At 26.6% G+C, this 20083-nt stretch carries 22 protein-coding genes and 1 pseudogene; 12 read left to right on the forward strand and 11 right to left on the reverse strand.

The features are described from left to right. Nucleotides 1-95: 95 nt before the first annotated feature. Complete coding sequence (locus tag NON08_RS12925) at nt 96-392, reverse strand: hypothetical protein (RefSeq protein ID WP_256692035.1); 297 nt, start codon at nt 390-392, stop codon at nt 96-98. A gap of 352 nt (nt 393-744) precedes the next feature. On the opposite strand from NON08_RS12925, the gene NON08_RS12930 reads away from it, so the two are divergent. Next, complete coding sequence (locus tag NON08_RS12930; protein ID WP_256692036.1) at nt 745-888, forward strand: hypothetical protein; 144 nt, start codon at nt 745-747, stop codon at nt 886-888. 81 nt (nt 889-969) lie between these two features. Here the strand turns inward: NON08_RS12930 and NON08_RS12935 are convergent, their stop codons facing one another. Then, nucleotides 970-1884: a DUF5996 family protein gene (locus tag NON08_RS12935; protein ID WP_256692037.1), complete on the reverse strand. Its 915-nt coding sequence runs from the start codon at nt 1882-1884 to the stop codon at nt 970-972. 241 nt (nt 1885-2125) lie between these two features. Between NON08_RS12935 and NON08_RS12940 the strand changes: the two genes are divergently transcribed. Together NON08_RS12940 and NON08_RS12945 are read left to right on the forward strand one after the other, a co-directional pair. Continuing rightward, nucleotides 2126-2869 carry a phosphatase PAP2 family protein gene (locus NON08_RS12940; protein ID WP_256692038.1) on the forward strand — a complete coding sequence of 248 codons (744 nt, stop codon included), beginning with the start codon at nt 2126-2128 and terminating at the stop codon, nt 2867-2869. A 136-nt stretch (nt 2870-3005) separates the two neighbouring features. Further along, nucleotides 3006-3164, forward strand: a complete 159-nt coding sequence (locus tag NON08_RS12945) for a hypothetical protein (RefSeq protein ID WP_256692039.1) — start codon at nt 3006-3008, stop codon at nt 3162-3164. Nucleotides 3165-3211: 47 nt separating this feature from the next. Here the strand turns inward: NON08_RS12945 and NON08_RS12950 are convergent, their stop codons facing one another. Continuing rightward, nucleotides 3212-3613 (reverse strand): gamma-glutamylcyclotransferase, encoded by a 402-nt coding sequence (locus NON08_RS12950; protein WP_256692040.1) that lies wholly within the window; start codon nt 3611-3613, stop codon nt 3212-3214. A gap of 149 nt (nt 3614-3762) precedes the next feature. Between NON08_RS12950 and NON08_RS12955 the strand changes: the two genes are divergently transcribed. After that, nucleotides 3763-4131, forward strand: coding sequence for a hypothetical protein (locus NON08_RS12955; RefSeq protein ID WP_256692041.1), 369 nt, complete (start codon nt 3763-3765; stop codon nt 4129-4131). Nucleotides 4132-4299: 168 nt separating this feature from the next. Here the strand turns inward: NON08_RS12955 and rbr are convergent, their stop codons facing one another. Continuing rightward, on the reverse strand, nt 4300-4866 hold the full coding sequence (gene rbr / locus NON08_RS12960) for a rubrerythrin (RefSeq protein WP_256692121.1): 567 nt from the start codon (nt 4864-4866) through the stop codon (nt 4300-4302). Nucleotides 4867-4884: 18 nt separating this feature from the next. Further along, nucleotides 4885-6348: pseudogene (locus NON08_RS12965) on the reverse strand ([FeFe] hydrogenase, group A); the annotation flags it as partial. Nucleotides 6349-6673: 325 nt separating this feature from the next. Between NON08_RS12965 and NON08_RS12970 the strand changes: the two are divergent. Together NON08_RS12970 and NON08_RS12975 are read left to right on the forward strand one after the other, a co-directional pair. Then, nucleotides 6674-7333 carry a response regulator transcription factor gene (locus NON08_RS12970; protein WP_256692042.1) on the forward strand — a complete coding sequence of 220 codons (660 nt, stop codon included), beginning with the start codon at nt 6674-6676 and terminating at the stop codon, nt 7331-7333. Next, nucleotides 7314-8657, forward strand: a complete 1344-nt coding sequence (locus NON08_RS12975) for a sensor histidine kinase (RefSeq protein WP_256692043.1) — start codon at nt 7314-7316, stop codon at nt 8655-8657. Before NON08_RS12970 ends, NON08_RS12975 begins: the two co-directional genes overlap by 20 nt. Before the next feature lie 433 nt (nt 8658-9090). On the opposite strand, the gene NON08_RS12980 is transcribed toward NON08_RS12975, so the two are convergent. Then, nucleotides 9091-9609 (reverse strand): nitroreductase family protein, encoded by a 519-nt coding sequence (locus NON08_RS12980; protein WP_256692044.1) that lies wholly within the window; start codon nt 9607-9609, stop codon nt 9091-9093. Between the two features lie 18 nt (nt 9610-9627). After that, nucleotides 9628-10737 carry an NADH:flavin oxidoreductase gene (locus NON08_RS12985; protein ID WP_256692045.1) on the reverse strand — a complete coding sequence of 370 codons (1110 nt, stop codon included), beginning with the start codon at nt 10735-10737 and terminating at the stop codon, nt 9628-9630. Nucleotides 10738-10970: 233 nt separating this feature from the next. Here NON08_RS12985 and NON08_RS12990 point away from each other — a divergent pair, with 233 nt between their 5' ends. After that, entirely contained in the window at nt 10971-11306 is a 336-nt protein-coding gene (locus NON08_RS12990) for a winged helix-turn-helix transcriptional regulator (RefSeq protein ID WP_256692046.1), read from the forward strand. Between the two features lie 62 nt (nt 11307-11368). On the opposite strand, the gene NON08_RS12995 is transcribed toward NON08_RS12990, so the two are convergent. Continuing rightward, nucleotides 11369-12055 (reverse strand): TIGR00266 family protein, encoded by a 687-nt coding sequence (locus NON08_RS12995; RefSeq protein WP_256692047.1) that lies wholly within the window; start codon nt 12053-12055, stop codon nt 11369-11371. 160 nt (nt 12056-12215) lie between these two features. Between NON08_RS12995 and NON08_RS13000 the strand changes: the two genes are divergently transcribed. Then, nucleotides 12216-13616, forward strand: a complete 1401-nt coding sequence (locus NON08_RS13000) for an APC family permease (protein WP_256692048.1) — start codon at nt 12216-12218, stop codon at nt 13614-13616. Nucleotides 13617-13645: 29 nt separating this feature from the next. Here NON08_RS13000 and NON08_RS13005 read toward each other — a convergent pair whose 3' ends face one another. Then, on the reverse strand, nt 13646-14188 hold the full coding sequence (locus NON08_RS13005) for a tyrosine-type recombinase/integrase (protein ID WP_256692049.1): 543 nt from the start codon (nt 14186-14188) through the stop codon (nt 13646-13648). A 217-nt stretch (nt 14189-14405) separates the two neighbouring features. Here NON08_RS13005 and NON08_RS13010 point away from each other — a divergent pair, with 217 nt between their 5' ends. Beyond that, nucleotides 14406-14567, forward strand: a complete 162-nt coding sequence (locus NON08_RS13010; RefSeq protein ID WP_256692050.1) for a hypothetical protein — start codon at nt 14406-14408, stop codon at nt 14565-14567. A gap of 58 nt (nt 14568-14625) precedes the next feature. Here the strand turns inward: NON08_RS13010 and NON08_RS13015 are convergent, their stop codons facing one another. Together NON08_RS13015 and murI are read right to left on the reverse strand one after the other, a co-directional pair. Continuing rightward, entirely contained in the window at nt 14626-16101 is a 1476-nt protein-coding gene (locus NON08_RS13015) for a YfcC family protein (protein WP_256692051.1), read from the reverse strand. A 15-nt stretch (nt 16102-16116) separates the two neighbouring features. Further along, nucleotides 16117-16893, reverse strand: coding sequence for a glutamate racemase (murI, locus tag NON08_RS13020; RefSeq protein ID WP_256692052.1), 777 nt, complete (start codon nt 16891-16893; stop codon nt 16117-16119). Nucleotides 16894-17171: 278 nt separating this feature from the next. Between murI and NON08_RS13025 the strand changes: the two genes are divergently transcribed. From NON08_RS13025 to NON08_RS13035, 3 genes are all read left to right on the forward strand, one after another. Beyond that, nucleotides 17172-17477, forward strand: coding sequence for a DUF3870 domain-containing protein (locus tag NON08_RS13025; RefSeq protein ID WP_023052487.1), 306 nt, complete (start codon nt 17172-17174; stop codon nt 17475-17477). Nucleotides 17478-17585: 108 nt separating this feature from the next. Then, nucleotides 17586-18896 carry a diaminopimelate decarboxylase gene (gene lysA, locus NON08_RS13030; protein WP_256692053.1) on the forward strand — a complete coding sequence of 437 codons (1311 nt, stop codon included), beginning with the start codon at nt 17586-17588 and terminating at the stop codon, nt 18894-18896. A 13-nt stretch (nt 18897-18909) separates the two neighbouring features. Next, nucleotides 18910-20079 (forward strand): M20 metallopeptidase family protein, encoded by a 1170-nt coding sequence (locus tag NON08_RS13035; protein WP_185890334.1) that lies wholly within the window; start codon nt 18910-18912, stop codon nt 20077-20079. The last annotated feature ends 4 nt before the right edge of the window (nt 20080-20083 follow it).

The raw sequence follows: 20083 nt of genomic DNA on the forward strand, positions 1-20083 counted from the left end.
TTAGTTTAATAAAATGTATCATACTTTAAACATTTTATGCAAATTGAAATTTAAAAAAGCGTAGTAAATCTACGCTCTTTACGGTAATTAAAAACTTAATTAACCTTTGTATTTGATGAAGTAGTATTAGCTGTTTGATTATTTAGCATTCTTCCTTGGCCGTTACCTCTCATTTTTCCTTTGCCTTGAGTTTGATTTTGTGCTCTTCCAGGACCTATAGATTCGCCCTTATTAGCTCTTTCATTCGTACCTGTTACAACACAAATACCGTTATTTGCAGCCATTCTTGTTGTTTTATTTGGCTGAGAATTTCCTGCTAATTTTCCTGTTCCATTTGCTGAAAATGTAACTGTTCCTAATATTAAAACTCCTAAAACTAATAATTTTTTCATTATTTTCCTCCTTTAAATTTTTTCTTGTTCTTTATATTTATATAATAAGATTTTTATGTGTTATGAATGTGGCAAAAAAATAAATAAGAGAAAATTTAGATATGTTTAAGTAAATTATTTTTTTTATAATGTAAATATTTTTTTAGGTCAAAATTTAGAAATAAAAAATAAAAACTGGTATATTGAATGTTTTTTTAAATTATGATATTTTAAAAGAAAGTTTTTAAAAAATAAAATGTCGGGGGACAGGCTATGATTAAAAAAGATATTATAATTAACGAGAAAAAGAGACAGTTTACTTATCTATTAAAAAGTGAAATTTATCTTGCTGGTTATAGGTAGGGAGGTTGTTATGGTTTTTGTATTTATGTTTATTGTTTGTTTAGGATATTTAATTTATGTAAGAGGTGGTTATAGTGTTGATACTTCTTTAAAAGATGAAGAAAAAATTTATAAGATTAAGCAAAAAGAAAAAGAAGAAGATACTGTAGAATAAAAATACTATTAAAATTAAATATGAAAAAGAGGTTATAAAATGAGTTTTTCTCAAAATATTAACCTCTTTTTTATTATAAAATTAATATTTTCTTCTAGTTTTTTGAAGAGGTAATTCCAATGGTTTATTATATATATCTAAATTACTCCAATTTTGAACTTTTGTAGCAGTATCATAAATAAATTGATAAAAATTTAGAATAGTTTCTTCAGAATTAGGAGTTTTTATGGCATCACTTAATTTTAAAATAAACTGATTATTATAGTATGCATTCTCAATAGGAATTTTGACATTTTTATACTCATTTTGAGAATTAGGCCATATAAAACCAAAGAAATAAGGTTCACCAATATCGTTATTTCCAAGATTAAATCCAAATTCAATTTCTTCAGCATCAACACCGTATCTAAATCCAACAGGAAGAGATTGATCTACTTGTAAAAGTTTACCAGAGTATCTTACAGTCCCTATATCAAGACATCCCCAATAAAAATTAATTTTACTTCTTCTTCCACGAAATGGTGCAGCAAATTTAGAAAGTATTTTATAGGAATATTTAACTGTTTGAAACCATTTTTCAACAGAATTTTTATCATATGACTTATGTTCTTCATCTTTATTGAATGGTGTAGTAAAGTGCCATTCTTGTGGGATTGGATTAATATCAGTTCTATATCCCAAAAATTCAAGTTTTTCTAAAAAGTGTTTATAAAATTGTGCAACAGAAACACCATTGTTAAGGGGAATAATAGCTTCTTTATTACACTCCCCAAGGATAAGCATTTCATGCTTAGAAAAATTAAAAGAAATTTGGAAGAGACCATTTTCAGAAGGAATATTTCCAGTTGAGATTCCAGTTGGAGTAATATAAAATAAAGCAGATTCCCACTCTGGTTCTTGAGGAACTCTTTCAAGAGCTACTTTGCCAGCCATCTGAATATACATTCCTAAAGTGTCTACAGTTTCTTTCCAGTCATTATAATTTAAAATTTCCATAAGTCCTCCTTAATTTCTAAAAAATTATTGATTTCAAAAAATAGTAAGAGCCTCGGGGGGGGAGAGGCTCTTACTGGGGGGGATTAAAATTATTTTACTATTAGCACTTATTATAATATTTAGACAATAGACTTATATAAAAAGTTTTAATTTTTTTTTATTTTTATAAAAAATATATAAATAAAGGAAAAAATGATAAAAAACTGTAATATGTTTAAAACAATTATTAGGGAGGTAAGATATGACAACTCTAGGAATAATATTTTTAGTATTTTTAATTGGATATGTTCTTATAAAAAGAAGAGACCTGATTAGATTAAATTTAAGAATAAGAAGATTAAATTATATTCAATTAGTTGTAGTGTTTGTGCTTTTGATATTTATAATAAATTTTATAGACAAAAAACTAGCATATGAGATATCCAATAGATATCCCCAAGGATTATTAGCTGTTTATCCTACATTAAATGAAAATTTAACAAATTTTTTTAAAATTATAACTCATTTGGGAGAACCTGATTTCATAGCTATTGGAGCGTTACCTATTTTCTTATATTCTAAGTATAAAAAAGATAAAAATTTAGAAACAATTATTTTGAAATTAATAGTTATAATGGTTTTTGCTTCATTAATATCAACTGTTCTAAAAGTTTTTGTTATGAGAAGTCGACCATATCAAGGATGGAATAATTTAGGATTTTATTTTATTTTAGATAGCTTACAAAATAGAATACCATTCAATGGAAATTATATGTCATTTCCTTCAGGACATACTTTAGTAGCCTCAGCTACTTATTTTTTCTTAGCGCTAGTAAGCAAAGAAAAATATATCAAAATATTTTGGGTAATATTAGCAATATTAGTGGCAATATCAAGAGTATATTTGTCTTATCATTGGCTAAGTGATGTGTTTATAAGTTTAATTATTGGACTTTTCTTAGCTAAGAAATATAAAGAAACTTTTATAGAGAAAGAAATTAAATAAAAAATTATAGAAAAATTAAACAATACTTATTGAGGTTATAATAAGAAATATAAGAATTAAATTCTTTTATTCTAGATAAATATAATGTATAATATTCACAAGGGGAATATATATATTATATTTGCGGGGGAAAAGCATGAGATTATTATTTTTATTTCAAATTTTCTTTTTTTATTCAATAATTAGAGATTATCGTACTGAATTAGAAGGAGTTTATGAAAAGTCTATATTCTTAATACTTAAAATTTGTATGGGATTATTTACTTATTTTACATTACTTTTAATTATTGATTAGATAAAATAAAGAGATGTATTTTAAATACATCTCTTTTTGTTTAAAGACTAATTTTTATATTGTTTCCAATCTCCTGATGGAACAAAAATAAGATCAGCATATGAAAAATTGGGATTAGTTGTATTATAGATATATACATCTAAAAGCTCAATTTCACCAGTTTCTAAATTTTTAACTTCTTTTTTAATTTTATTATATTCGTTTAAAGAGTTATTTTCTCCAAAATAATTTTCCATTTTATCAATAGCAACTAAATCACAATTTTCTACGGTAATAATTTCACCAGTTACAACTCCATTTTCTTCTAATAAAGCTGGATAATCTTTATTTTTTATGGCATAAAGTTTACCTCTAACTTGACCAAGTTCAATTTTTTTAGCGGCTTTATTTATATATTTATTAAAATTAAAAAATCCTTTTCTTAAACTTCCGTAAACAAAAATTTTCATAAGAATCCTCCTTAGTGATAACATTTCTATCATTAAATAATAACACATAATAGGAAAAATGTCCAAATAATTGTTAGGTATAATTAAAATATAGAGATTTGATAAAATATAGAGTATAATAAACAAAATTAATATATTTTGGAGGAGATATGAAAAAAAGATATTTAACTTTGATCTTAATAGCTTTTGGCATGATAGGATGTCAAAATCTTAATGAAAAACAGGAGATAAAAATAAATCTTATAGGAAATACAACTTCTAAAGACAAATTAGGAGTTTTACTCTTTTCTTATGATACTAAAGTTGCAGATAAAAAAGCTGATTTAGTAAGTAAAAAAAATATTGAATTGAAAGAGAAAAATAATACAATTATTTTTAAAATTCCAAAAAATGAAATCAATAAGAATTATTATATAAGTTTAGAAGAAAATGAAAATTACATTATTGATTATAGTAATGGAACTGTACCAAATGTTGAAATCCTTAAAAATAATGAGGTTAAAATAAAGAAAAAATAATATAAAATTAATAATTATTTTCACTAATTTTTAATTAGTTCAACTTATATTAAACTAAAAATTTTACTTTTAAAAAATGAAATATATAATTATTATAAAAAATAGAAACTTAAATAAAAAGTAGAGAATATATTATTTCTCTACTTTTTATTAAATCTTTTTAATTGTTTAGTAATTTTCTTTTCTCACTTCAAAGAATCCTTGTGAATATAAACAAACATCACAAACTTCAGGGGCTTTTCTTCCAATTACAAGATGACCACAGTTAATACATTCCCAAATTTTTTCTTCTGATTTTTCAAATACAGCTTTCATTTCAACATTACTTAATAATTTACGATATCTTTCTTCATGAGCTTTTTCTATTTTGGCTACATTTCTAAATTTGTTAGCAAGATCAAAAAAACCTTCTTCATCAGCTTCTTTGGCAAATTTATCATACATGCTTGTCCATTCATAATTTTCACCTTCAGCAGCATGAAGTAAATTTTCAGAAGTATTTCCAAGCATTCCTAATTCTTTAAACCATAATTTAGAATGTTCTCTTTCATTTCCTGCTGTTTTTAAGAAAATATCATGGATCTGTGTATACCCTTCATTTTTAGCCACATCTGCAAAAAAGGTATACTTATTTCTAGCAAGTGATTCTCCTGCTAAAGCCTCTAATAAATTTTTTTCAGTTTTAGTTCCTTTATATTTATTAGCATCTTTATTTTCATCAACATTTTCTTGTATTTTTACAAATACAGAAGCTGGCTGCTTACAAATAGGACATACAAACCCTTCTTCTAACTCTCCTTCGTGGATATAACCACATACTGTGCAACGATATTTAACCATTTTATTACCTCCTAAGTCTAAACTTCTATCAGTATATGATGTGTGTAACATCTTTTCAGCTAGTTCACTTAAAGGCTTTCCGTAGAATTCCTTATATAATATTTTTATCTCTTCATTATCATCACTATTTCTAATTTTTAATTGAGAATCTCGTTTATATAGACCATCTATTCTATTTTGTCTTAAAATATCTCCCTTTAATTGTATATCCTTTGGTTGACCACCACCACCAATACATCCACCAGGACAAGTCATAACTTCAATAAAATGATATTGTTTCGTTTCTGATTTCATCTTTTTTATAAACTTTGAAACATTCATAGTTCCATAGATAACTGCTATATTAATTTCAAGGTCATTTATTTTAATGCTTGCCTCTTTTATATCTTTTAATCCTCTGACTTCTTCTAAATCATAAAAATTATTTGGTGGATTTTTTCCAGTTAAATATTTATAAGTTGTTCTTAGCGCTGCTTCCATAACACCGCCAGTATTGGCAAATATAACCCCCGCTCCAGATCCTTCTCCCATTAATTTATCATAAGAACTTTCATTTAGTGTATTAAAATTAATATTCATTTTTTTTGCCCAAAGAGCTAGTTCTCTAACTGTTATAACATAATCCATATCTCTCATATTTTCATTATTATAATATTTTCCAGATGAATTCATCTCTGCTCTTTTGATTTCAAATTTTTTAGCAGTACAAGGAGTTAAAGCTACATTAACAATTTTATTAGGATCTATACCCATTTTTTTTGCAAAATAAGTTTTTATAGTTGGTCCTTGCATACCAATAGGACTTTTAGAAGTTGAAATATGATTTAATATATTGGGATGAAATGTTTCTGCATATTTAATCCACGCAGGGCAACAACTTGTAAATTGAGGAAGAGGTCTATTTTTTGTTTTGATTCTTTCTAAAAGCTCACTAGCTTCTTCTATAATTGTTAAATCTGCTGCAAAATTTGTATCTAACACATAATCTGCTCCTAATAATCTAAGGAGAGAAATCATTTGTCCTTCTACAAAAGCTCCATCTTCTAAAGTAAATTCTTCTCCAATTGAAACTCTTACAGCAGGAGATGTTGAAAAAATTACAATTTTATCTTTATCCATTATTGCTTCTTGAACTTTATTAAAATCATAAATCTCTGTTATACTTTCTACTGGACATACATTAGCACATTGTCCACAGTTTATGCAAACAGCTATATCATTAGTTTCTTCCAATGAATAATGTCCATTTACACCTATATAATCTGTACAAATATTTTTACAAAGACCACATTTTATACATTTATTTTCATCTCTTTTTATTGATGGATTATTTTCTTCGATTGCAACTCTAATTTCAGTAGATAAATGTTTACTCATGTAATTTTCTCCTTAACTTAACATATTTTTGAATAATAACCATTAATTTATTACAACGATTGCATAATACTCCTAAAAAATTGGATTGTCAACAATAAAATATCTTATGTTAATCTTTTTTATTCATAGTTGCAGTATTTATAATGCTAAGATAATTTATTTAAAATAAAATTATTTAAAATTTGACATAATTCTGAAACAAATATTTGATATTCTTAGTATGTAAAGTAAATTGATTAAATATTTTATAAAAAATACGAGATTATCTAGTGTATTCATCGTATAATCTAGTATAATTATTTAAATATTAGAAAGGAATTTATTTATGAAGAAAAAAATTTTAATTATAGAAGATGAAAAAGATTTAGCTAATATTATCAAAAGCAGTTTAGAAAAAGAAAAGTTTGAAACTAAAATAGTAACTCAGGGAGATTTAGCTATTGATGAATTTTATAGTTTTTCTCCAAATTTAATACTTTTAGATATTAATCTTCCTAAAAAAAATGGTTGGGAAATTTGTGATGAAATAAGACGCTATTCTAAAGTTCCAATTATAATTATGACCGCTAGAGATACTGAACTAGATGAAATTCATGGATTAAAATTAGGTGCTGATGACTATATTACAAAACCAATAAGTATAAAAGTCATTATATTAAAAATAAAAAAAATCTTAAAAATGGAAGATAATGAATTTTTTTATTTAGATGGATTAACTTTCGACTATAATACTTTTAAAGTCAATTTTAATAATGAAGAAGTTATTTTAACTAAAAGAGAAGCATTACTTTTAGAATATTTTTTTAGAAATCAAAATTTAATTCTAGCTAGAGAAACATTATTAAATGAAGTTTGGGGATTTGAATTTAGTGGCGATGAGAGAGCGGTAGATACTCTTGTTACTCGTTTGAGAAAAAAACTTGGAGTTTATGGAGATTATATAAAATCAATACGAGGAGTTGGATATGTCTTTAATCAAAATTAAAGTTAATCTCTTTAGTAAAATATTTGGATTTTCTATTTTTCTTATTTTAATAACAATTTTAATAAACTATATCTTTAATGCTCTTTTTTTAGAAAAATTTTATGTATATAGAAAAAAAGAGACAATGTTAAAAGTCATTAAAAATGCTAAAATAATTTATGAAACAAAATCTAGTGATGATTTTGAAAATTATATTTATGATATTAAAGAATCTACTGGAATAGATATAGATATTAAAAATTTACAAAAGAAGCATATGATGATGAGTAATCACATGATGAGAAGGAGCAATAGTATCCAAGATATTCCATATAATAAATTTATTGCTAAAGAATTTTTAGGAAATGATGCTAAAATTCTTTATTATGGTGAAGAAATTTCTAATAAAACAGCTTTGTTTGTAAGTACATCACTCTCTGTAATTCAATCTCATAGTCACGAAAGTAATGTATTTAATTTTATAACAGCAATATTAGCCCTTATTATATCTTTAGCAAGTGGTCTAATATTTTCTAAAAGAATTACTAAAGATATAAGTTATTTAAATGAAAAGGCTAGTAAAATATCTCAACTAGACTTTCCTGATAAAATTCAAATAAATAGAAATGATGAAATAGGAGAATTGAGTCTTAGTTTAAATAAAATGTCTCAAGAACTTTCATCTTCCATTAAAAATTTAAAATCCTTTGTTTCTAATGCATCACATGAGCTAAGAACCCCTGTTTCTATTATTTGTACTCATGCTACAGCTTTATTAGAACATAAAGATATGAATGAAACTGAACAGCGAAAATATTATAATATTATTTTAAGAGTGGGAAATGAAATGAAAGAGCTTATTGAAAATCTTCTAACTCTTTCAAAATTAGATAATACAGTTTTTAAAATAAAGAAAGAATTTGTGGATTTGAAAGTAATTCTAGAAGGTGCTTTGGAAAAATATGATATTTTAGAGTTAGAAAAAGATATTAATATAGATGTCAAAATGGAGAATGAAATAATTATGTGTGATCCTAGAATAATAAAATTAGTTATTAACAATCTTGTTCAAAATGCTTTAAAATATAGTCCAATTGGAGGACAAATAGATATCTTCCAAGAAGATGATTATTTAGTAATAAAAAATAGTTTTCAAGGTTATTTGGAAAATAATGAAGATGTTTTAATACAGCCATTTGCAAGAGGAAAAAATGCAGAAGATTTTAACTTTGATGGAATGGGTCTAGGGCTTTCAATTGTTGATAAAGCCCTAAAATTATCTAATATTGAATATAATTTGGAAATTATTGAAAATATATTTTTGTTTAAATTAAAATTATTTTAATCTGAAATATTTTATAAAAATAATAATAATTTTCAAACTTTTTTTGAGAAAATAAACGTCTAAAAGTTATAATAATAGTTAGAAAGTAGAAAAGGATTTAGTCTTTAATTTTAAAGTAGTAAAATAGCCATCACACAGTTTCAAAGATGTTTTAATTTTTAAAAAATGAAGAAAAATAGTATTTTAATTAATTTTAACAAATCATGAAGTTGTTTTTCTAACTATTATATGAGGTAATAGATTTAAAGTCAGTAAACTGTTTTACTTTTAAGAGATTTAAAAAGTTTTTTAAGAAAATGATTGAAAGTTTTAAAGTTATTAGAAGGTGATTTAGTAGTGAAGTAGAGGGATTTGTGATGGTTGCCCTCTACTTTTTTTATTCATCATTTAAAAGCTTACTTAAAATTAATTATTATAAAATTTAATCGAAACTCTAATTTTCTTTCCAATTATAATTTTCATAGTGAACTTTTATTTCATCATATCTATCTATAAATTTATTTTCTTCATTAGAATATCCAAAAGCCACAACTCCAAAAGGAATTATATGTTCTGGTAAATTAAAGTACTTCTTCATTTTTTCTACTCTTTCCACTTCAGGATAAAAACCAAGCCAAACTCCTCCTAGTCCCTCTTCTACAATTTGAAGTAACATATTTTGAATAGCCGCACTTAAATCTTGCTGTAACCACATATTATCTTTTTCTACTAATTTTGTATTTCCTAAAACAACTATAGAAACTTTAGATTTACTTACTGGGATTGCGTAAGGACTCATTTTTGAAATATCATTTTTCTTTTCTTCACTTTCAATAACAATAAACTCCCAAGGTTTAAAATTATGTGCTGATGGCGCTTGCATCCCAGCTCTTAAAATCCTTTCTATTTTTTCACATTCAACATCTTTGTCTAAAAAACTTCTAATACTTCTTCTGTAAAAAATTGAATTCATATGTTCTCCTTTATCCAACTATTTTTTTAAATTAAAAATACATCTCTTCCCTGGTGTAAAATAACATTTATTACACGATACACATTTTGGTTTTTTCAAGTCTCCTGACATCCAAATATTAACTAAATTAGGTTCGCAAGTCAATGGTCTAGACATTGAAAAATACTCAATTTTACTACTGTTTAAAATCTCCTCCATCACATCTATATGTCTATTTCCACCTATTAAAATAACTGGAATATCAATCATTTCAGCTAATTTTTTAGCGTAGTCTTTAAAATATGATTCGTTAGTTTTAGAAACTACAACTTTAGTTCTCGCAGCGCCTAAATTATTATCTGATACCTCTTTTATAGATTCATTTCCACCTGTAACCTCTATTGCATCAATCCCTAACTCTGCAAGTTTTTTAGCAACATACATACTATCTTCTTCTGTAAGTCCCCCCTCTTTAACATAGTCAGCAGAGTTTAACTTTATCCAAATAGGAAAATCTTTTCCTACAGACTTTCTCATAGCTGTAAAAATTTCAAATATAATTCTTCCTCTATTTTCAATACAACCACCATATTCATCAGTTCTTTTGTTATAATATGGTGATAAAAATTGACTAAGAAGATATCCATGCCCACTATGTATTTCAACACCATCAAATCCTGATTTTTTAACTCTTAATGCTGCGTCAGCATATGCTTTAACTAAATAGTTTATCTCTTCTTTTGTAATCTCTTTAGCCCAAGTTCCAGTATTTTCATTTTGCATAGTTGAAGGTCCCCAAATAGTTCTTTCTCCAACATTAAACGTTGTCATGAACCCTCCGTAAACTATTTGCATTATTATATTAGCTCCATATTCATGAATTTTATTTGTAAATTTTTTATATTCAGGAATAAAACTATCATCATATATCCCCATCATTCCAGGATTTGGTTGCTCATCTTTAGTAACAAAAGCGTATCCTGTAATAAGAGTTGAAGCTCCACCTTGAGCTAATTCTTCATAGATGGCTGAAAGCTCTGGAGTTAAGTGTCCTTTTTCATCAGCTAAATCTTCCCATAATGCGCCTCTTATTATTCTATTTTTCATCTCTAAATTACCAAGTTTTGTTTTATCAAAAATACTTTTCATAATCGTTCTCCTTTAATCTTTTATATTATGACAAAATTATATTTCATTATAATTATTTTAACAAGTACGCACTTTTTTGTAAGACTACTTACTTTTTTGTAAGAATTTAAATGAGAACAGGAGTTTTGTATAAAAAATTTTATATAATATTAAAAAAATTTTGTTATTTGACATTAATAATTAAAATGTTAAAATAAAGTTACTAAAATTTTTAAAAATCAAAGGGAGATAAAATGTTAAATTATAAAGATAAGAACTATTTTTGTCAATTAGATTTAGGTTTAGAATTTATTCGTGGAAAATGGAAAGCATTAATTATCTGCCATTTAAAAGATGAACCTGTTAGATTTTTAGAACTTCAAAGAAGAATCCGTGGAATTACTCAAAAAATATTAAATGAACAACTTAAAGCCTTAGAAGAGGAAAAAATTATAGAAAGAGTTGTTTATCCTGAAGTACCACCGAGAGTTGAATATAAACTTACAGAAAAAGGGTTAGCTCTTTTACCTGCTTTAGAAATGATTGAGAAATGGGCTGAAAAATATTTAGAATCATGTTCTATTGAGTAAAAGTAAAAAATTAATAACAAAAAGAGGTTTGCTATTTGCTAACCTCTTTTTTATGCTCTCTATTATTTTTCTTTTGGAAATGGAATATAATCAACCAAAAGATCTACAAAAGATTGAATATTTCTCGTTTGAATAATAACTTTACCTTTTCCTCTAAATGTATTTAATAGTCCTTCTCCTGATCTAAAGCCAAATAATCCACTAGCTATTTCTAAAGTATAATCTAATGTTTCTTGCCAACAAACTACATGGCCATTATCAATTTGAAAAGGAACATTTCCATCTAATTCTATTTCTATTAAATCTCCAAAACCATTTACTAAAAGTTCTCCCTCGCCCTTAGATTTTAAAATAAAAAATCCACCAGTATTACCTAATATTGAATTTAGCATTCTTTTTTGTCTAGTAGAAATATAATCAACAGATGTGTTACAAGCCAAAAAAGCTCCATCATTAATATACCATTGATGACCTGAAGATACATTTAAAATTTTTATATTTCCAAATCCTTTTGGAGCAACTCCAATTCTTCCTGAAGATTTTGCTGTTGCTACAGAAGTAAAAAAGCTTTCTCCACCAAAAAAAGCTTTTCCTATAGCTGAGAACAATCCACCATTAACTTTACCCTCTAAATTTATACAGCTATCTTTGTAAACCATACATCCAGGTTCAATCCTTATACTTTCACCTTTTTCTAATTGAAATTCAACTAATGATGCACTAGTTGAATTAGTTTGATTTATTTTCATTTTTCTACCTCATTTTTATTTTTTAATTCCATCTAAAATAGAATATACTGATATAGTATAGCAATCTAGATTTTTTTAGTAAAGATATTTTATAATAAAAAAGGTTTTTTATTTTTTATTCGTAAATACCCTGTAAAATAATTGTTTAACAGGAGGGTTTATGGACAATACAAATAATAGTAGCATTACTCCAATTGCATTTACAGCATTAACAATCTCTTCTATTTTTACAACTTCAAATTTGCCTACATTGGGAACTAGTGGTGGTAAGTTGATTTTTTACTTAATCATAACTGCTATTTTATTTTTTATTCCTTTAACAATTGTTGTTGCAGAATTATCTACAACTGAAGGGTATGGAACTAATGTATTTTCTTGGATAAGTTATTCTTTTGGAGATAAAATTGGACTTTCAACTACTTTTTGGGAATGGTTACAAGCTATTGTTATGAGTATTCCGATGCTTTACTTTGTTACTGGGACATTTTCATATGCTTTATCAGCTCCTGAAATGAATTCAAATCCTTTGTATAAAGCATTTGTCTGTATATTCTTTTATTTATTTTTAGTTTGTCTCCAAATAACAGAGCCAAAATTTGTCATAAAAATAGAAGCTTTTGGATTTTGGTTTTGTGTAATTGGACCGTTAATTATCTGCTTTATACTAGGAATTATATACGCTTTAAATGTTCGATCCTTACCTTTTCCAATAGAGAAAAGCAGTTTTATTCCACCATTAAATTCTAAAGAAACTTTATTAAACTTTGTTCCTTTTGTTCTTAGTTTAACAGGAGTAGAGGCTTGTGGTCCTTTTATAAATAGATTAAAAAATATAAATAAAGATTTTCCAAAAGCTATTTTAATAGTAATAATAACAGTTATTTTTACAAATTTAATTGGTAGTAGTTCAATTGCTATTATTTTTCCTGTAGATAAAATAGATCTAAGTACTGGTTTTATTAATACAGTGGATTTTCTTTTTAAATATTTCGGCATTCCTCTAGTTTTTGCAAGATTAATTGCATTTTTTATTGTATTAGGTTTACTTCCCAAAGTAAGTAATTGGGTAATAAGTCCTGCACTTGCTTTACAAAATAGTGCTGCTGATGGATTATTACCTAAATATTTTATCTATGAAAATTCTATTAAAACCCCTACTTATACTTTATGTTATCAAGGTTTTTTATTTATCATTTTAATTTTATTATTATCTTTATCAAAATCTGGAAATACTGCATTTTTAGTTGCAATCTATTTAGATGTTGCAATTTATTCTTGTGTTTATATATTTATTTTTTTATCATATATTAAATCAACATTTAAAAATAGAAATTCAAAAAATATTTTTAATATCCCAATATTTATTAAAAGAATAATTGGTTTTTTGGCTTTATTTACAATGTTTTTTATTTTATTTGCTAGTTTTTTACCACCAGCTTCTATTCCTAAGAATGAAATTAATCTTTATTTTGGAATATTAATTCCATGTTTTATTTTTATTATTTTAGCTCCTTTTATATTTCAATATTTTTATAAAAATAAAAAGCTGGAGAACAAATAGAGTAATTACTCTATTTGTACCAGCTTTTTTTAAAATCCTAATCTTTGTTTATCTCTGTAAGTATCAGCTTTTTCTTTATTTATTTGAATATATCTTTGCGTAACAGAAACACTTGAATGATTTAGTAGCTGCTGAACAAACATAATATCTTTTGTTTCTTCATAAGCTAAAGTTGCAAATGCTTTTCTAAAACTATGAGTGCTTATAAAACTATTATCTATATTTTCATAATCACAAGCTTGAGCTATTTGATATTGTACTTTTCTTACAAAAGCTTGAACAGCTTTTTCATTTGAAGCAAATATATAATTATCTTCTCTTGTTCTATTTTTAAAAAGATACTCTACAAGTTCTATATTAATTCTTGTAATTTGAGGTTTTTTTGTTTTTTTCTCTATAATTTCTAATTTTCCAAATTGAATATCCGAAAATTTAAGTTTTGCAATATCTTGAATTCTAAGACCTGTATTTAATTCTATTAAAAGGGCGTTTCTTACATCTTGTTTTATTTTTTTAGAGCCTAATATTTTATCAATCTCTTCTTGTGAAATTGCTTTAGTTATCTTCCCCATCATCCACCTCATAGTTAATATCAAACTGTATTCTTTATATTATTATTGATTATATCATTTAATATTTTAAAAATCAATCTATCAAATCTCGTATTATAAAAATAATACGAGATTATAAAATTAAATTTCAAAATAAATGAAATATATTTCTAAAGGAATATTTATTTAACTTTTGAATATATATTTATAAATAATATAATGAATACGGAGGTATCTTATGATTTATTTTAATTCTAATGCTTTATCAACATTAAATAAAAAGAAGAGCAGTCGTAAAAAGATTACCTTCAATAAAAAAGATTCAAATAAATATCGAACTGAAAAATTATTATTACTCTCTTTTATGATTTCAACTATTTACTGCGCATTTTATGGATAAATCTAGTTTTATGGACTAATATATATTAAAAAAAGTCTCTATTATAAGAGACTTTTTTTTAATATCCTATAAAATATGCGATAACGATTGCAGTAGCTCCGATACTTAGCCAGATTCCCATAAGAGGAGCCATCCACTTTACCCATTTTTCATATGAGATTTGTGAAATTGCAAGGTAACTCATAAGTCCTCCTGCAGTTGGATTGATATAGTTTGTAAATCCATCTCCATATTGAAAAGCTAAAACAACAGTTTGTCTAGAAACTCCTATCATATCGCCTAAAGGAGCCATAATGGGCATAGTTGTTGCAGCTTGTCCGCTTCCTGATGGAATAAATAGATTTGTTATAATTTGAACGAAATACATAAGTAAAGCTGAGATAACTCCCGGCAAAGATGAAATTTTACTAGAGAGATAGAATAAAATTGTATCTATAATTTGTCCATCTTCTAACACAACTAGGATTCCACGAGCTAATCCCACAGCAAGGGCTCCGAATACAACTCCTCTAGCTCCATCTAAAAAGTTATTTGCAGAATCAGTAGGGGAGATTCCCGCAACAAAACTAGAAGCAATTCCCATGAACATAAATATACTAATTAATTGCTCTGTTCCCCATCCGTGTTTTAAAACTCCATATGTTAAAGTTATAAATCCAACTAACATAACTAAAAGAACACCTTTTTGTCTAAGAGTTAAATCTGGAATCTCTTGATTATTTGTTGATATATTAGACATAGATTTTTGTTTAACCTCTAAATCAAATACCACACTACTAAAAGGATTTTCCTTTACTTTTCTAGCATATCTCATAATATATAAAACTGTAGCAACATATAAAACTATATAAACTATTACTCTAAATCCCATTCCAGAGTAAATTGGAAGTCCAGCTATTGAGTGAGCAACTCCAACCGTAAATGGATTTATAAATCCACCAACGAAACCAACTCCAGCTCCTAAAGCTACCATAGCCATTCCAACCATAGCATCAAATCCAAGAGCTCTAGCTAAAAGAACTCCCAGTGGAACAAAAGCTATAGCTTCTGTATTCATACCAATTGCTACTCCTCCAATTGAAAATACAAACATGACAACTGGAATTAAAAGCATACCTTTATTTCTGAATAGGTAAGCTACTTTTGCTATTCCAGAATCAATGGCACCTGTTTTTTGAATCATATTAAAAAATCCACAAACTAAAAATGTGAAAAAAACAATTCCAGAGGTTGCTTGAAGACCTCTAATTAATACAGTAAATAGATTGTGCTCAGTAAAAGAGAAAAACTTAACAGGTGTATTGGCAACATATGTAAAAGTTTCTGGAGCTATAATCATTCTACCTGAATTTACATCTTTAACTCTTTCATAAACACCAGCAGGAATTATGTAGGTTCCTATAAATGATAAAATAATCATTCCAACAATAATTACATAGGTATGAGGAATTTTAAACTTCTCTATTTTAAGTTCCTTTCCTTTTACATCCACTCCACCATTATTTTTTAAATTTAGATTTGATTCACTATTCATATAACACTCCCCTTTTTAAATTTTATATACATTAACCATTTTTTGATCCAATAGCTGTTCCCTAACAGTTATAAAATTTTCTAAATCTCCAGTTACATAGTAACTTATTTTATTATAATTTTTTAAATTTGCAATACTTTTTAATTTTTTTAATTGTTCACCAACTAATCTAGCAGTTTCCTTAGCTGGATTAACTATAGTACACTTAGCTATATCTCTAATTTTTTCTTCTAAGTATGGGTAGTGAGTACAACCTAAAATTAGAGTATCAATATCCTTAGGTAAATTTTCGATATAATTTTTTAAAATATTGTGAGACTCCTCATTGTCCTTCCAACCTTTCTCTATCATAGGGCAAAGCAGTTCACATCCTTGTTGATATACCTCATAATTTTCATTTAAATTTTGTATAACATTTTTATAAGCATTTGTTTTAGCTGTTAATGGAGTTGAAAGCACTCCAATTTTTTTATTTTTACTTTCTCTTAGTGCCATAGTAGCCCCTGGATTTATAACACCTATAATTGGAAGAGTAGGAAACTTTTCTTTTAAATAATCTAGAGAAGCTACAGTAGCTGTGTTGCAAGCTATGACTATGAGATCAACATCTTTATTTATTAAAAATTTACTAATTTTATAACAAAGTTTTTGAATATCCTCAATTGTTTTAGTTCCATATGGGGAGTTAAAACTATCACCATAATAGATAAATTCAGTAGAACTTAACTCTTTTAATAACTCTTTTAAAACTGTTAACCCACCAACACCAGAATCAAAAACTCCTACTTTCATATTTTCCTCCTTATACTATATAAAAAATGTATAAAAAAAAGTCTAAAATTATTCTTACATAGTTTTGAAAACTATTTTAAAGATAATTTTAGACCTCATTTACTTTTAGAATCATAAATAAGTGTATTTTTTTATTTCTTCATTTATTCAATTAATAGATGTTATACCTCAAGTTTTAACTTCTGTCAAATTTTTGTTTTTATTTTTTTATTTGACTTTTAAGAGTTCTTGGAGTATATATTATTCATAGGAATTATTTGATACTAGGGGAGATAGTTATGAAAGAAAAGTATATTGTTGGGACTGCAAAAACGTCTATAGATAATGCAATAACTAAAAATTATAACAGCTTTTTTGTGGGTTTTATCATTGATGAAAATGGAAAAATTTTAGATGTTGAAGCTTCTGCAATTTTAAAGATAACGAATGATTTTATTAAAAAAATCTTTGTTGGAAAAGACTTTATAAAAGATTTTGAAGAGATAAGTTCTATCATATTAAAAAATTATTTAGGATCCTCTCAAAAATCTATAATCGTAGCCTATAAAGACGCTATAAAAAAATATAATCAATCAGCGAATTAATACACTTATTTATCAAAAAAAACGTAAATAAGGTCTAAAATTCTAATTAATATAGAGTTTTAGGCCTTTTTTTGTATTTTAATAGTTTTATTAATCAAGGAGGATACAGTGAAATATTTAGGAACAATGACTAATGTAGATGGAGTTTTAGAAATAGGTGGAGTTTCTGTAAAAGAATTGCAGGAAAAGTATGGCACTCCTCTTTATGTTTATGATTTAGAGTTTATGGAGAAAAATATAAAAGATTTAAAGGAATCTTTTGTCAGTGAAAAATTTAAAACAACTATAGTTTATGCTTCAAAAGCTTATTTATCTAAAGGAATGGCTCAAATTATTGAAAAGAATGGACTTGATATTGATGCTGTTTCAGGTGGAGAGCTGTACACTATTTTAACTTCGAGTTTTCCTACAAAAAGAGTTCATATGCACGGTAATAATAAATCTTTAGAAGAGATTGAGATGTGTGTAAAAAACGGGATTGGGAGTATTATTTTAGATAATAGATTTGAAGCTGAAAAAGTTGCACTTGTGTGTAGAAAATTTAATAAAAAAATGAATGTTATGTTAAGATTAAATATTGGAATAGATGCTCATACTCATGAATATATAAAAACATCAAAGCACTCATCTAAGTTTGGGGAGTCTATTTTTGATAAAGATATTGTTAAAATAGTTAAGGATATTGTAGATAGACCTGAGTTAAATTTTTTAGGATTTCATAGTCATATTGGATCTCAGATTTTTGATGAGTTAGCTTTTTGCGAAGGTGTTGAAACTATGGTTGAGTTCACAAAGAAAATTTCAGAAAAACTTAATATATACATTCCAGATATAAATATTGGAGGAGGGTTTGGAGTTAGATATACCCAAGAGGATACTGATGTTAATCTGAAAAAAATCATGAAAAAAATCATCAGATGTTTAGAAAATAGTTTAGTAAAAGAAGGGATAGATATAAAAAATGTAACTATAGAACCTGGGCGATCTATCGTAGCTCAAGCTGGAAGTACTCTTTATATGGTTGGTGGTGAAAAAGAAACATATGGTGGTGAAAAATATATTTTTATTGATGGAGGAATGACGGATAATATAAGACCAGCTCTTTATCAAGCTAAATATGAGAGTATCGTTGCAAATAAACTTAATGAAACAGAGAAAGAGATTGTAACTATTGCTGGTAAATGTTGTGAATCGGGAGATATCATAGCTAAAAATGTAAGGTTAGGAAAATGTAGGGAAAATGATTTAATTCTTGTTAGCTGTACAGGGGCATATGGACATTCTATGAGTAGTAATTACAATAAAGCTTTAAAACCAGCAGTGGTATTTGTAAAAGATGGAAAAAGTTATCTTGTTTCTAAAAGAGAAAGTTATGATGATTTAACAAAAAATGATATACTATTGGAAAATATATTTTAAGGAGATGCAATTTATGAATATAGAACTTTTAAAAAAACACAGCGAAAATATAAAAAATTGGTTAGTAAAGGTGAGGAGAGATTTTCATGAGCACCCAGAATTAGGAACTCAAGAGTTTAGAACTCACGATAAAATTTGTGAATATTTAGATGAGATGAATATTCCTCATAGAACTTCATTTGACACAGGAGTTATAGCTGAGATTGAGGGAGAAAATAAAAATATAACGATAGCATTAAGAGGGGATATAGATGCACTTCCTATACAGGATATAAAAAGTGTAGATTATGCTTCAAAAAATAGTGGAATTTGCCATGCCTGTGGACATGATGTACACACAACTGTAGTTTTAGGAGTGGCAAAATATTTTTATGAAACAAAGGAGAAGCCACCTGTAAATATAAGATTATTTTTTCAACCTGCTGAAGAAACTGTTGGAGGGGCAAAACCTATGATTGAAGATGGAGCTCTTGATGGAGTTAATGCTGTTTATGGATTACATGTAGATGAAACTATAGATGTTGGAAAAATTGGAATAAAGTATGGAGCTATGAATGCTTCTTCAGATACCTTAAAAATAAAGATAAAGGGAGAAAGTTGTCATGGTGCTTATCCAAGTAGAGGCGTGGATGCACTTTTAATAGCATCTCATGTTATTATTGCTCTACAGAGTATTGTGAGTAGAAATTTAGATGCTAGAGAATCTGGTGTAATAACAATTGGAACAATAAATGGTGGAACTGCTGGGAATATTATATCAAATGAGATTGAGCTTAGAGGAACTTTGAGAACTTTAGATCCAGATGTTAGAGCTAGAATGAAAAAAAGAATTGAAGAGATTGTAACAACTCTACCTTTAGCTTTTGGTGGAAAGGGTGAGATTAATATAGAGCCTGGTTATACAGCTTTAATAAACCATGATAAATCTGTAGATATTATTAAAAAAAGTGCTACTGAACTTTTTGGAGAGAATAGTATCTATGAAAAAAAGTTAGCCAATATGGGAGTGGAAGACTTTGCGTATTTCATTGAAAACACTGAGGGAGCATTTTTTACTTTAGGAGTTAGAAATACCGAGAAAAATATAAAAACTCAGGCTCATAATGGAAACTTTGATATTGATGAGGAAGCAATTGTTAATGGAGTAATGATGCAAATATTAAATGTATATAACTCAATTTAAGGAG

The organism is Cetobacterium sp. NK01, from assembly GCF_024506395.1.
In the GTDB taxonomy this organism is placed as follows: domain Bacteria; phylum Fusobacteriota; class Fusobacteriia; order Fusobacteriales; family Fusobacteriaceae; genus Cetobacterium_A; species Cetobacterium_A somerae_A.